This is a genomic window from Acidobacteriota bacterium (assembly GCA_033549365.1).
In the GTDB taxonomy this organism is placed as follows: domain Bacteria; phylum Acidobacteriota; class Aminicenantia; order Aminicenantales; family Saccharicenantaceae; genus JAWSUF01.
In genome coordinates, this window is sequence record JAWSUF010000003.1 from 330425 (window position 1) to 345214 (window position 14790).

The window sequence follows — 14790 nt, forward strand, 5'->3', positions numbered from 1 at the left end:
ATTTGATATCCTATACTTGAGGTTTTCGGCAAGGACACGAGCATGGCTGTTTCAGTAAAACATGTTTTCACCCGGGCAATCACCTTGACCATAATAACCGCCTTTTTTGCCGCTGCCCCTGTTTCGGCGGCTCTTCCTGAGGCCGGTTCATCGGCCGTGCAGAAAGCGGGTGACCTGGATCCCCGGCACAAGGAGTGGCTGGGAATCGTCGATCCCATTATCACTCGGGGCGAGCGCGAGGTTTTTCTCAAGTTGCAGACCGACGCCGAACGGGACCGATTCATCGATCTTTTCTGGAAACGCCGGGATCCCTATCCCGACACCCGGGACAACGAATTCCGGCAGGAGTATATGAAGAGGGTCCGCTATGCCGACCTCAACTTCGGCCGTGGAACTCCTAAAAAAGGCCATGAAACCGAGCGCGGCCGGATTTACCTGGCGCTCGGTCCGCCGCTCGAACGTCAGATCTACGCCACCCATTCGGCTCTCTGGCCGCTCGAACTCTGGCATTACAAGGGCGAGCCGGAATACGGCCTTCCCCCGTACTTCTACCTGATTTTTTTCCAGCGCGACGGGCTGGGCGAATACCGGTTGTATTCCCCCGAAGTCGACGGACCCATGAATCTGGTCATTCCGACCATGGTTCAGGGGCCCGTCAACCGGATGACGGCCTTCCGGACCCTCAAGGAGATCTCGGCGGAACTCAGCGCCGCCTCCCTGTCCTATCTGCCCGGCGAGTCCAACGTCGGGACGACCTCCCTGACATCGGGAAGCATCGTCTCGGGAATCTTTGCCCTGGCCGAGAAAAAATATTCCGATGCCTATGCCCGGACATACCTCTTATATAAAGACCACGTCGAAGTCGACTATTCCCACAACTATATCGAAAGCAGCGGACGGGTGAACGTCCTTCTCCACGGCGGCCAGCCCTTTCTTCACTGGAGCCTCGAACCGTCGCAGATCAATTTCGCCGAGCGTGACGGCCGGTATTACGCCGGCTACCAGCTCCTTCTGAAACTCGAAGACCGGGATGGACGGACCCTGTGGGAAAGAGAGGAAGAGATTCCCTTGAGCATCACCCCGGCGGAATACGAAAAGCACGGCCGCCGCCGTTTCGCCTTCCAGGATGTGATCCCGGTGATCCCCGGCGAATTCAAGCTGTTTCTCCTTCTCAAGAACAGGACGACTCGGGATTTTACGTCTTTCGAGGCAACGCTCTCCGTTTCGAAGGAGGGCCGGGAGACGCGCCTCGGCCGCCCCATACTCTATCCGGCCCGTGAAGCCGTCTCGGCCGGTATGAAAAACGCCCTGCGGGCTTTCACAATTTCCGGCTATCATTACATGGTGAATGCTCGCAACGAATTTCTGCCCGGCGGCGAGATCGGCTGCCTCGTGCCTTATGCCGCATCCACCGTTTCCGGAGCGTCCGCTCCCGCCGAGGTCCGGCTTGAAATCCGGTCCACGGAAGGTCTGGAGGAAAAGGTCGTTTTCAGGCTGGACAAAGCCGTAGCTGATGTTCTCAGCCCCGGCGGAGAAGCCCTGGACTTCGGACTCTTGCCGGTCGCCGATCTGAAACCGGGCTATTACAGGGTGGACGTCGCCGTGACGGATTCTTCGGGCCGCCGCCTGGCCGCGGAGATAGATGTTTTTATCATTCTGTCCCGGCCGATCGCCGTCCTGCCCTGGATTTATGCCGCGGTCCATCCGCCTTTTCCCTCGCCTCGCCACCTCCGCGACCTCGGCTCCCAGCATTTCCTGGCCGGAAACTACACAGAGGCCCGTCGCTTTTTCGAACGGGCACTGGCCTCGGGCGACGATCCCGCCCTGCGGCTTCTTCTGGGTAAAACCCTCTATGCCCTCGGCGATTACCGCGGATCGCTCGCCTTGACGATTCCCGTGCACGAAGCGAACGGAGACAGGGAGGCGGCCAAGGTCATCGCCTTAAACTACGCGGCCCTCGAAGAATGGACCGAAGCCCTGGCCTATCTGGAATTCATCCTGTCCGAGGCCCAGGAAATCGCCGTTTTGAATTTGGCCGCCGAATGTCATCTCCGATTGGGCCGGCCCGAAAAGGCCCTGCCCCTGCTCCGAAAGTCCCTGTCCCTCCTTCCGTCCCAGCCGGCGATTCAAGATCTTGAGGAAAAGACGAGGAAGAGTCTGGATAAAAAAGAGGAGAACCGATCATGAAAAAAACAGCGCTGTGTCTTGCCTTAGCCCTCCTGATGATGTCCGGGCTTCAGGCCCAATTCCAGGGGAGAATCGACGGCGTGGTCACGGACGATGCCGGAAAACCGATCGACAGGGTCCGGGTGACCATCGTCTCCCAGCGGACGGCCTCGATCCAGTTCGAGGTCATAACCGATCGCCAGGGCCGTTTCCGCCAGGTCGGGCTTCATCCCGGCTACTACCAGGTGAGCTTTGTCAAAGACGGTTTTATGCTGTCGTCGACCGAGGTCCGGGTGAGCGTCGCCGGAGAGGAACGACTGGTTGTGACCCTGCATGCCGCCGAGCAGGTTCTCCTCAAGAGTCTGTCCGAGGCGGACGGTCTCTTCCTCAAAGGCAACAAACTTTATGCGGACAAGAAATTCGCGGAAGCCGCCGCCGTCTATGAAAAAGCCGTCTCTCTCAGTGCGGAGCATTGGGGCTATCATCTCAATCTCGGACTCGCTTATAAGAAATTGGACCGTCCCGAAGACGCCATGTGCGCTTTCCGCAGGGCCCTCGAACTCAACCCGAAGAGCTACAGCGCCAACAAGGAATTGGGCGAGATGCTGGCCCTCGGCGGGGATTTCGAGGCGGCCAAATCCTATTATGAAAAGGCCGTGGAGCTCAGCCCGGACGATCCCGACGCCCACTACAATCTGGGCGCCTGTCTGGTCAACACCGGAGAGTCCGAACAGGCTCTGGAGCATTTTCTCAAGACCATTGAACTCGATCCCCAATACGCCGACGCCTACTACCGGGCCGGAACGGCCCTCATCGGCCTGAATCGGATCGAGGATGCGATCGCCAACCTGGAGAAGTTTCTCGAGGTCGCACCCGACCACGCCCAGGCCGGGATCGCCCGCCAAATTCTCCAGGCGATCAAAAAATAATATCCAATTTTTTGAATAGACATCCAATATATCGAACGGTCAAGCTTGTAAAATCAGCGGCTTCTAACCGGAAAATCCCTGTATCTCGTTGATAGAATTCTGTTTAACAAATGCTTTTTTAACTGGCACGGAATTTGCATAATATTATAGCCAATGAGAAAGACATCTATAGATAAGGAGGTGAGAAACGGAAGAGGATTTCATCTTTTATCGAGAGGTCGGAGCGAAGGATTTCGCTCCAGGGCAATGGTAACAGCCCCTGACAAGGGGTTTCCAAAGGAGGAAAAAGAGTGCGAAAAGCTTTAATTGCTCTTTGCGTGCTGCTCCTTTCCGTATCCGCGTTCGCTCAGACGCGAACCGGTAACATTTACGGAAAGGTCGTCGATCCCGAAGGGAACGCGCTCCCCGGGGTCTCGGTCACGCTGACGGGCCAGTTTACGTCCCAGCAAACAGCGGTGACCAATGTGGAAGGAAACTTCCGCTTCCTGTCCCTTCCCCCGGCCAATGACTATGCCATCAGAATGGAGCTGTCCGGCTTCCGGAGCTCGATCGAGGAAGGCGTCGTCGTGGTCGTCGGCGGAAACACCAACCTGACCCTGACGCTCGCCCCCGGTGCGCTGGAGGAAGAGATCACGGTCACGGCGGTTACCCCCATGGTGGACTCGAAGTCGACCTCGGTGGGCACGAACGTCACGCAGGACATCCTGCAGTCGCTGCCGACGGCGCGCGACCCCTGGGTCATCCTGCAGATGGCTCCGTCCATCATCACCGACCGTGAAAACGTCGGCGGCAACGAGTCCGGCCAGCAGTCGAGCTACGTCGCCCGCGGCGCCTCGAACTACAACAACAACGTCTGGTCGATGGACGGCGTCGTCATCACCGACCCGGCGGCCATCGGCGCCTCGCCCAGCTACTACGACTTCGACGCCTTCGAAGAGATGCAGATCATCGTCGGCGGCGCGGACGTCACCGTGCAGACGGGCGGCATCGCCATGAACATGGTCACCCGCCGCGGCGGAAACCGGATCACCTTTGGCGGCCGTTTCTACGTCACGGACGAGAAGTTCCAGGCCCTGAAGGAAGACGAAGTCGCCAAGATCAAGGAAAAAGAGCCTCTCTTCCGGGGCGTCAATAAGATCAACCGGAACAAGGACTACGGCTTCAACATTGGTCTTCCGCTGATCAAGGATCGCGCCTGGTTCTGGGCCTCCTACGGCGAACAGGACATCAAGACGACGACGATCTTCGGAACGCCCGATGACACCCTCCTCCAGAACTACGCGGCCAAGCTGAACATCCAGCCCATCCCGCAGAACCGGATCGAGGTTTTCTTCCACATCGGCGCCAAGAACAAGTTTGGCCGGTCCACGTCGGCTTCGAACCCCGAAGGCCTCTACCAGGGCGGCCGCTACTACTTCGGAAGCCCTGTCGTCAAGATTCAGGACGAGCACATGTTCGGCGACAGCCTGTTCGTGTCGCTGAAGTACAACTGGTACGACGCCGGGTTCAACCTGACTCCGATGACCGACCGCCAGTTCAACCAGGTCCCGATCTGGGACGTCACCGATCAGCGCTACTATGGTTCGCAGGCCAGCCGCTACTATGTCGAGCGGCCGGTCACCCAGTACAACGCCCTGATCAACTACTTCAACGACAACCTGTTCGGCGCCAGCCACGACGTCAAGCTGGGTGTCGAATACGCCGACCGGAACCAGTACGTCGAATCCGTCTGGTCCGGAAACATGAGGCGTTACCGCAGATACAACACCCCGCAGATCGATCTTACGGGCGACGGCAACCGCAATGTCCCCGGAGCGAGCTGGAACTACTTCTCGTTCTGGCGGGGCTACTTCCGCGACCAGAACGTCAAGGCTCTGTCCGTCTTCGGTCAGGACACGATCAGCGTCGGCCGTTTCAACATTCTCCTCGGCCTGCGCTGGGACCAGCAGACTCCTTCGCTGAACCCCTTCAGCGTCCGCTCGCTCAATAACGAAAACGGAGCCGTGGACAAACTCATGACCCCCCAGACCGCGACCGCTCTTGAAGCGCTTCTCCCCGCCCTCGATATTCCCCAACAGAATCACTACTACACGGACGGCAGCAAGTACATGTGGTCCATCTTCTCGCCTCGCATCGGCCTGACCTGGGATGCGACCGGCGACGGCAAGACGCTCGTCAAGCTGTCCGCCGCGACCTACGGCGACTACATGGGCACGGGCTGGGCCGACTATGCCACCCCGGGCGGCGCCTCGGGCTGGATGGACATGTGGTGGAACGACGTCAACGGCAACGGCATGATGGATCTCAATGAGCTCTTCTGGCTGAACCGCCGCGGTTTGGTCGGAGGCACGCTCTATTCGCCGTACCGTCTCTTCAACGACGCCGGGCAGTTTGCCGGCAACTGGGATGATGCGGCCGGCCTCTACTGGGGCGGCTACGATTACCTCAATCCCGGCAAAACCACCGCTCCTCTCAGACAGTCGAACCCCAATCACGGCTCCACCCGCACCTCCGAAGTCATGCTGACCGTCGAGCGGGAACTCTTCCAGGACTTCGCCATGTCGGCTGTCGGAACCTACCGCAAGTACGATCAGTTCAATTGGAATCTCAAGATCTGGAAAGACGCCGCCGGGAACACGATCCTGACGGAAGATCAGTCCATGTATCTCTCGGCCGGACGTCCGCCGGCCACGATCCCCGGCATCGGCGACACCAAGGAAGCCAAGAATCACGACTGGTATTACGCGAACGCAACCTACACCACCTACTCCGCCTACTCCGAACGGATGGAACGGCCCGACTACAACATGGATTACATCGGCTTCGACATCCTGCTCAACAAGCGGCTCTCCAACAAATGGATGGCCAACGCCAACTTCACCTGGCAGGCCCAGGCCCAGAAATTCGGCTCCAAGGGTTACATGAACCCGACCAACCTGTGGGCCTATGAAGGCCAGCCGCAGGCGGCCTACGTCGGCGGCGCTTCCGGAAAGATCAACCAGCACATCTATTCCCGCTGGATGTTCAAGGCCTCCGGTCTCTACCAGCTCCCCTACGACATCAATGTTTCCGGAACCTTCAACATGCGCGAAGGCTGGGTTATGGACGAATACTTCGCCTTCTACAACTACACCCTGCCCAACCCGCTGTCCCAGTCCGCCAACCTGCGGATGAATGAATTCGGCACCAACCGCCTGCCCCTCTTCTACAATCTGGGGATGCGCGTCGAAAAGATGCTCCGCATCGGCGACACCGGCCGGATCTATGTCATGGCCGACATCTTCAACGTGCTGAACAAGCTCGTCGAAAACCGCCGCGAGCAGATGTACTACGGCGCCTACTACATGTACGCCAACCCCGCCCTGAACCGCTTCGTCCCCTGGCCGAACTTCAACTACCTGAACGAGGTTCTCAACCCCCGCGTCGTACGCCTGGGCGTCCGCTTCACGTTCTAGTTCCCCGCAGAGACACGCAGTCACACACGCCCCTCCCCCCTTCCGGGGGGGAGGGGCTTTTTTTTTGCCGGGGGGCATGCTAAAATAGATTTGATTTAAAGGATTGGAGGCGAACGGCGATGAAAAAAATCTTGCTACTGCTGGCCATGATTCTGCTTCTTGCTCTTTTCCTTCTTCCCCAGGAATACAAGGGGAAAGGGAGGATTCTCGGCATCGTCCTCGACGAAGACGACAACCCTATTGAGGGTGCGACCGTCAAACTGATCTACCCCAAATCCAGAGAAGGATTCTCGATCAAGACCGACAAGGAAGGCCGCTGGGTCGCCGCCTGGATCCGGGGCGGTCCGTGGGATCTCGACTTTGAAATGACGGGATATAAGCCCCACAAAATCACATTCAATGTGGATGAGTGGAAGAGAAATCCCGAAATTGTCATCAATCTCGAGAAGGTGGAAGGGCTTCTCATGACCGACGAGCTTCGCGATATGTTGAACGCCGGGAACGCCCTATTCGACGAGAAAAAATTCGACGAGGCGATTGAAGCCTACGTTGCGATCACCGAGAAGTTCCCGGAAACCTACGTCATCCATCTCAATATCGGCAACGCCTATTTCGCCCAGGAAAAATACGACCTGGCCGAGAAAAGCTATCTCAAGGTGATTGAAAAAGACGCCAAGAACGCGGACGCCCTTCTGGCCATCGGAAACACCTACGCCAACCGCGGAGACACCGAGAAAGCCCTCGAATGGTACGGCAAGATCGAATTCGAAAAGATCAAGGATCCCATCGTCCTCTACAACATCGGGACGGGCCTCTACAACAGCGGGCAGTTCAAGGACGCCCTGAAGTTCTATCAGCGTTCCGTCGAAATCCAGGAAAATTTCCTGGACGGCCTCTACCAGCTCGGCCTGGCCCACCTCAACCTGAACCACATCCCGGATTCCGTGGCCGCCTTCGAAAAGTATCTTCAGTACGACTCCGACTCGCAGAGAGCCGCCCAGGTCCGCAGTTTTCTGGATTATCTGAAAAAAAAGCAACTCTGAGCGAAAACGCGGGGTTTGAATCTCTAGGAGAGTATGAATGACGATACGTCGCCTGGTCGGTCTCGCGGCGGCCGGGTTTTTTCTGGTTTCCTGCGCCACGGGCCCGAAAGTCGTGCTGGACCCCGAAAGCCGGGATTTTTATGAGACGGCCCGGCTGATCATGTCCTCGGAGGAGCGGGCCATTTTCAACCATCTTCCCGACGCCGAGGCCCGCCGGGAGTTCATCGACGAGTTCTGGGCCCGGCGCGACCCGGATCCTCTGACCGAGGAGAACGAATACAAGATCGAATTTGAACACCGTGTCGACCATGCCAACAGGTTTTTCCGGGAGGGGGGACCGGGCTGGAATACGGACCGGGGCCGGATCTACATCCATATGGGTGCGCCCGACAAGATCGAGCAGTTTTACACCCACGACGATCCGGGAGTCCGCGGCGCCATCCTGTGGTGGGTCTACTACGCCTACGACCTGGGCATCGAATTCGTGGACGAGGCCGGATACGGCCAGTTCAAGATCCGTCAGATCTCGGGCGACTTCTTCGACGCCCTGGACAGCTTCAAGCTCGGCCAGTCTTTCGGCCGCGACGGGTTTTTTTTGAAGAACATCGTCCGATTCAAGCTGGATTATAACGCGGAACGTGGAGACATCACAATCCTCATCCCCGCAAACGCCCTAACTTTCCGCGACGAGGACGGCGACTTGGCCGTCGACCTGGAGTTCGACGTCACGATCTATCAGCGCGAGGGCGCATCCCGGGATGCGTTCCGGGAGGTCCGGACGTATCGCGCCTCCGAGCGGGACATCCGCGACGCCGGGGAGATCCCGTTCGTCTTTTCCAGGAATCTGCCGGCCGGAACGAACTATGTCGACGTCATCATCCGCGGCCGCGAGGGCGGATCCGGCCAGGCCCGAAAAATCTTCACCGTCAGGGTGAGATAATCCCGGCCCCGCCGAGGTGCCGGCTGAGAGGCATGTCAACATGAAACGACGTTTTTTGACTACGGTGTTTCTTCTTCTCATTTGTCTGCCGGCGCTTCTTGTCCCCGGACAGAAAATCGACGAGAGGGATCTTCATCCGAAATATCAGGAGTGGCTGAAGCTCGTCGCCTACATCATCCTTCCCGTCGAACGCGACGTTTTCCTGAAGCTGCAGTCGGACCGGGACCGCGACATTTTTATCGACACCTTCTGGAAACAGCGCGACCCGACACCGGGAACACCGGAAAACGAATACAAGGACGAGATCATCAAGCGATTCGCCCACGTCAACAAGTTCTACGGCCGCGCCACGACCCGCGAGGGCTGGCAGACCGACATGGGCCGCTTCTACATGATTCTCGGCGAGCCGTCCAGCATCGAACGCTTCGATACGTCCTGGACCGTTCCCGCCCAGGCTTGGTCTTATTATGGAGATCCCAGAAAGGGCCTGCCGTCCCAGTTCGTCCTTCTCTTTTTTCAGAGAGGCGGCATCGGCGAATACCGGCTTTATGACCCGGTCTCGGACGGCCCGACGGCCCTCATCGTCGACAAGAGGGAAATCGAGGATCCCTTCGATTACCTCGCTCTCTATGAAAAACTGCGACAGTTTTCGCCGATGATCGCCGAGTACGCGATCTCCCGGGTGCCCGGCGAGTACAACTACGACTTCAGCCCCTCGCCGCGAAACGTCATTGTCCTGGCCGAGATCATCGAATCGCCCAAGAAGGACGTCAATCCCTCCTACGCCACTCATTTCCTCGACTACAAGGGCATGGTGTCGACGGAGTACATGACCAACTTCGTCGAAAGCGACTCCAACGTTTCAATTCTCCAGGACCCGGGAACGGGCCTGCATTTCGTCCATTTCTCCATCGTCCCCAAGACGGTTCATGTCGACTACTACGATCCGACGAGCCAGTATTACTGCGCCTTCCGGCTCGATGTCAGCCTGCGGGTCGGCGATGACGTCATCTTCCAGTACAACCGCGATTTTCCTCTCTATTTCCCGGAACGCGACGTCGACCGGATCCAGGCCAACGGCCTGGCTATCGAGGATGTGTTCCCGGCGGCTGAAGGACAATTCAAGCTCATCGCGCTTCTCCAGAACTCCGTGGGCAAGGAATTCAGCCTGATGGAGAGGGACATCGAGATTCCCGCCGCGGGGGGCCCGCCCCGGCTTTCGGAGCCGCTGGTCGGCTACAGGATGGAATCCTATCCCCGGGACGTCCATGCGCCGTTCAAGCTGGGAACCGGAAAGGCCGTTCTTGACCCCAAGCGGACCTTCGGCTCTTCGGAGGACGTCCACTTCCTGTTCACCGTCAAGAACCTGACCGAGGCGCTGAGAAGCGGAGGAGAAATCCGCATTGCGGTCCGCGGCCTCCAGGCCGAAAACCCGATCCGAAAATCCTACCTCATCCGGCTGGGCGGCCAGATTTTCAGCCGGATTCTTCCGCTCAGCCACACCATTCCAGCCGCCGATCTCGCGCCCGACTATTACGAAGCGGACATCACTCTGATCGGGGATGGAGGGACCGTCATCGACGAGCAGAAGACACGGTTTGTCGTCTCCCCCCAGAGAATCGTGCCGCACCCGATCGTCCACGCCCGCGCTTTTCCCTTCGCCAACCAGTTCCTTTACTATTACATGCTGGCCCAGCAGTATGACAGGATGAACGACGTCCAGAAAGCCCGGGATCATTATCTCCGGGCCCACGGTTTCAATCCGGGGTATGGAGAAGGCGCCGCCCTCTTCGCCGATTTTCTCGTCAGGAGGGGCGACGTCGACAAAGCTCTGGAGGTTATCGAGGGACTCAAGGACGACGAGCGTTTCCAATTCGACTATTTTCTGCTGAGGGGATCGGCCCTGATGGCCAAGGCCCGGTATGAGGCGGCCATCGAAAGTTTTCTCGAGGGCAACAAGATCTACAACAGCGACATCCGCCTGCTGAACGCCCTGGGAACGTGTTATCGACAGACAGGGGAGACGACCCGGGCCGTCGAAACCTTCCGGGCGTCGCTCAAGCTCAATCCCGAACAGCCCGAAATCAAGGCCGCCCTCACCGCCCTCGAAAAGTAAGCCGTCTCAGGCGCGGAGATCTGCCGGGATCGCTCTCGCTCCCGATCGGGTTTTTCACGCCGTTCATTCGCTGTCCCGGAAGGCGCCTGCGGAACTCGCACACTTTATCGCCCCTCTGAAGAATGCCCGTCACATCCCATCTCTCTTTCGACATATCGATCATGCTCAGACATCCTCGGCGCCCAAAATTCGGGTTCCCTCCCGGAACAGCTCATGAAGGCTAAACCCTCCAGGTCGCTTCGATCGACCCCGGCAGACCCCCGTGACTGAGACCATGAGGAAAAAAAAAAGGAACCGGGCCCGAAGGCCCGGTTCCCGGATGTTTTGTGTTCGGCCGACGGGCGGCCGCCGTTCGGTTATTCCTTGACTTCGAAGGGGATGGTTTTCTCGAGGGTATTTCCGGCCAAGGTGTCCTTGATGGTCAAGACGAGAGTGTAGGATCCGGGTTCGAGATTTCTCTGTTCGGTGCGTTCACCGGATTCATCCGTAATGATGACGGTCTGTTTCATGGGCAGGGGCTGGCTGATCAGGGGGATCTCGTAGGACTGAGCTTCCCAGCGGATCTGGGTTTCCTCGCCCTTCATCACTTCGTAGCCGATTTCGAGGTTGACTTTCTGCTGGTCGACCGGGCGGGCGCCGAAAATGAAGAAAAAGATCTCGACGTCCTGGCCGGGGGCGATCACGCGCTCGACATTGGGAGTCATCTTGAGCACGGAGTAGGTGAAGTATTCCTTGTGGAGTTCGGCCCGCATTTCGACGGCCGGCATCTGCTCCATGGTTCCGACGAAAAGAATGGGCGTCGTATCGAGGGCGTTCTGAATGGCGGGATTGGGCAGGGTGATTTCCATGTAATCGATGCCGATTCTTTCCAGGTCGAGCGAAGTCACGGCCAGGCCCAGCAGGTAGTCGCCCGGGGGAAGGGGATAGCCGGCGCTGTACCAGGCTTCCGTTTCGGGATCGAAGGTCTCGGCATTTTCCTGAAAAACGGCGGGGATAAAGACTTCCCGGGCCACTTCGCCGGGACGGCCGTTGTCCATTTGGCGGAACTGCAGAAAGACGTTGAAACGGGCTTCGAGAGTGCCCTCAGGGCCCTCGGCCGGAATGAATCCGAGCTCGCCGTTTTTGGCCTTGAACAGAACGACCGTATGCAGGTTTTCCCGGGCTGGGAAAACGTAATACTGGAAGGCGTCAATGGCGATATCGCGGCGGCCTTCGCGCGACTCCAGCCCCTCCTCGATGACGGCTTGGACCGGTTTGGGGATGAAGATTTTTTCCTGCGGAGCTTCGGCCTCTTTCTTCTTTGCCTTTTTCTGGGCGTGTCCCACGGCGGGGGAAAGAACCAGGGCCACCGCGAGAACAAGAACAAGAGCGACGGTTCTTTGGATTTTCATTTATCCTCCTCGATCATGAAAAATGTATGTCCCGCATTGTTAATGCAATATCCATGCCATTTCGACAAGGCGGGCGGGCCGATTTCCGGGGGCCCGTCGGCCCGGAAGTGTAAAATTCATTTACTGTTTCTTCCGGTCCGAAAATCAATATATCAGAAAACGCTATTTTTTCAACTGGTATTTCCGAACGGCGGCCAGGTGTTCCCGATAGGTCCGGCTGAAATGGTGGCTGCCGTCGTTTCGCGAAACGAAAAAGAAGTATTCGGTTTCGGCCGGATAAAGGGCGGCGTAGAGAGAGTTTCGGCCCGGACTGCAGATGGGTCCGGGCGGCAGTCCGCGGTGGACGTAGGTATTATAGGGGGTTGGGTCGCGCATGTCGCGTGTCCGGAGGCGGCCCGTGAACCGCCCTTCTTTTTTCAGGGCGAAGATGATGGTCGGGTCGCAGTCCAGTTTCATGCCGATGCGCAGGCGGTTGTGAAAGACCGAGGCGACGACGTCCCGCTCCCTTTCGAGGGAGGTCTCCTTTTCGATAAGCGAGGCCAGAATGACGACGTCCCGGACCGACATCCCGATCTCGTCCGCCCGTTGTCGCCAGTCGTCGTTGAAAACCCGGAGGAACTGGCCGGTCATCATGCGCAGGATGGCCCGGGATGTCGCTTTCCGCGAGAGATGATAGGTGTCGGGAAAAAGATAGCCCTCCATGTCGAAGGCCTGGGGATCGACGGCGGAGATGAGATCCGGGTTTTGGGCGGCTTCGGCGAAATCGGAGGCCTGGAGAAATCCCTGGGCGATCACGGCTTCGGCCGTCTCCTCGATGATCAGCCCTTCCGGAATGGTCAAGGTCTGCAGCAGAAGCCGGCCCTGCGAAAAATCGATCAGGACGTCTTTTGTCGTCAGGGGAAAGGACAGACCGTAATCGCCGGCTTTGAGCGTTTCGGGATGAAAAAAAAGGCGGTAGGCGGCGAGGAAAACCCGGCGGTCGTGGATCATCCCCCGGTCCTGAAGTTCGCGGCCGAGGAGAGCGGCGCTCGACCCGCGTCCGGCTTCGAATAAAACCGGCGGGTCGCCCGGCCCGGCGACGGGACGGTAGAGCCCGGGAACGATCCAGGCCGAAAAACCCAGGATTCCCATCAGGGCCGCCGTCAGAAATCCTTTAAGAATCCGGAGAATCATGGTTATCGGACCGCCGGCTTTCCAGGTAGGCGGCGAGAATGATGACGGCCGAGACTTCGTCCTCGACGTCCTTTTTTGTCTTTCCCTTGAGCTTTCGGTCGGCCAGCAGATGAAGGGCTTCCCGGGTCGTCAAGCGCTCATCCCAGAGATCGACCGGGAGCTCCAGGGTCTCGCGCAGCCAGGCGGCGAAGGTCTCCGTTTTCGCGGCCCGGGTTCCCGCGCTCCCGTCCATGCGCAGGGGATAACCGAGGACGATCCGCTTGATATCCCATTTGGCGGCGAGATCGCGGAAAAACCGCCGGTTTTCCCGGTCGTCGGCCCGGATATCGAAGGTGCCGAGAGGCTGGGCGGTCAATCCCAGCGGGTCGCTCACGGCCAGGCCGATGTGGCGGTCGCCGTGATCGATGCCGAGGATTCTCATCCTCCGGTTCTCTCCAGGCAGCTTTTCCGGCCCCGGTGCCGCTCGAAGCCCAGGCCGATCAGGGCGTCGAGAAGCCGGGGGAACGAAAGGCCGCTCACTTCCCAGAGCTTGGGATACATGCTGATGGCCGTGAATCCCGGGATGGTATTGAGTTCGTTGACGAAAATTTTACCCGTTGCGGTCTCCAGGAAAAAATCCACGCGGGCCATACCGGATCCGTCGACGGCCCGGAAGGCCTCGACGGCCAGGCTCCGGATCCGCCGCGAGACGGCGGGAGTCAGGTCGGCCGGGACGGCGAATCGCGTTTTCCCGTCGATGTACTTGTCGCGGTAATCGTAGAACTCCCGGTAAGGGATGACCTCGCCCGGAAGAGACGCCCGGATCTCCCGGTGTCCCAGGACACTGCATTCGATCTCCCGCCCGGCGATGCCCTCTTCCACCAAAATCTTGCGGTCGTAACGGAAGGCGGTCTCGACGGCCCGGGCCGTCCGGTCGGAGCGTTTGACCTTGGTGATGCCGACGCTCGATCCCAAATTGGCGGGCTTGACGAACAGGGGCGGGTCGAATGTTTCGCGGATTTGATTCAGAACGCCCGTCCGGTCGTCCGTCCATTCGTCTTCGAGGATAACGAGATGGCGGACGACGGGCAGGCCTCTTGCGCGGAACAGCGTTTTGGATACGGCTTTGTCCATGCCGGCGGCCGAGGCCGGAACCCCGGCTCCGACATAGGGCGCCCCGGCCATTTCGAACAACCCCTGGATGGTTCCGTCTTCGCCGAAGGGACCGTGGAGAACGGGAAAATAGATGTCGATCCCCGGAACTTTCGGGCGCGGCCCTCCGGTCCAGGGCAGAAACGACAGGCCTTTGCTCCGATCGGGATTTCGGGCCGCGGCCTCGGGGGAATCGACGAGTGTCCAGCCGCCGTTTCGCGTGACGTAGATCGAAACCACGTTGTATTTTTTCCGGTCCAGGTTTGAGGCGACGGCCGCCGCCGAAACCAGAGAGACGTCGTGTTCGGCCGACCGGCCGCCGAAGAGAAGGCCAACGACGATTTTTTTTGCCATGATGTTTCCCGGCTATTTTAACCCATTCGTCCCCACCTGTCTAACAAGTTCCGGAAATCGTTGACAGTATGGATTTTGCTTGGATATAATGA

General features: G+C 58.7%; 10 protein-coding genes. 6 read left to right on the plus strand and 4 right to left on the minus strand.

The genetic code is table 11. The features are described from left to right. Positions 1–156: 156 nt before the first annotated feature. From SCM96_06730 to SCM96_06755, 6 genes are all read left to right on the plus strand, one after another. Positions 157–2187 carry a GWxTD domain-containing protein gene (locus SCM96_06730; GenBank protein MDW7760316.1) on the plus strand — a complete coding sequence of 677 codons (2031 nt, stop codon included), beginning with the start codon at positions 157–159 and terminating at the stop codon, positions 2185–2187. Further along, entirely contained in the window at positions 2184–3095 is a 912-nt protein-coding gene (locus tag SCM96_06735) for a tetratricopeptide repeat protein (protein MDW7760317.1), read from the plus strand. The genes SCM96_06730 and SCM96_06735 overlap by 4 nt, the downstream gene beginning before the upstream one ends. Positions 3096–3385: 290 nt before the next feature. Then, positions 3386–6550, plus strand: a complete 3165-nt coding sequence (locus SCM96_06740; GenBank protein MDW7760318.1) for a carboxypeptidase regulatory-like domain-containing protein — start codon at positions 3386–3388, stop codon at positions 6548–6550. A 119-nt stretch (positions 6551–6669) separates the two neighbouring features. Continuing rightward, positions 6670–7593: a tetratricopeptide repeat protein gene (locus tag SCM96_06745; GenBank protein MDW7760319.1), complete on the plus strand. Its 924-nt coding sequence runs from the start codon at positions 6670–6672 to the stop codon at positions 7591–7593. A 37-nt stretch (positions 7594–7630) separates the two neighbouring features. Continuing rightward, positions 7631–8533 (plus strand): GWxTD domain-containing protein, encoded by a 903-nt coding sequence (locus SCM96_06750; protein MDW7760320.1) that lies wholly within the window; start codon positions 7631–7633, stop codon positions 8531–8533. Positions 8534–8573: 40 nt separating this feature from the next. Beyond that, on the plus strand, positions 8574–10649 hold the full coding sequence (locus tag SCM96_06755) for a GWxTD domain-containing protein (protein MDW7760321.1): 2076 nt from the start codon (positions 8574–8576) through the stop codon (positions 10647–10649). A gap of 356 nt (positions 10650–11005) precedes the next feature. On the opposite strand, the gene SCM96_06760 is transcribed toward SCM96_06755, so the two are convergent. The 4 genes from SCM96_06760 to SCM96_06775 form a co-directional block, all read right to left on the minus strand. Beyond that, on the minus strand, positions 11006–12040 hold the full coding sequence (locus tag SCM96_06760; GenBank protein MDW7760322.1) for a hypothetical protein: 1035 nt from the start codon (positions 12038–12040) through the stop codon (positions 11006–11008). A gap of 162 nt (positions 12041–12202) precedes the next feature. Then, on the minus strand, positions 12203–13213 hold the full coding sequence (gene mltG / locus SCM96_06765) for an endolytic transglycosylase MltG (protein MDW7760323.1): 1011 nt from the start codon (positions 13211–13213) through the stop codon (positions 12203–12205). Beyond that, the gene (ruvX, locus tag SCM96_06770) at positions 13194–13634 is read right to left on the minus strand and encodes a Holliday junction resolvase RuvX (protein MDW7760324.1); all 441 of its coding nucleotides are present in this window, start codon (positions 13632–13634) and stop codon (positions 13194–13196) included. The genes mltG and ruvX overlap by 20 nt, the downstream gene beginning before the upstream one ends. Next, positions 13631–14698, minus strand: coding sequence for a D-alanine--D-alanine ligase family protein (locus SCM96_06775; GenBank protein MDW7760325.1), 1068 nt, complete (start codon positions 14696–14698; stop codon positions 13631–13633). Before SCM96_06775 ends, ruvX begins: the two co-directional genes overlap by 4 nt. Positions 14699–14790: the final 92 nt, after the last annotated feature.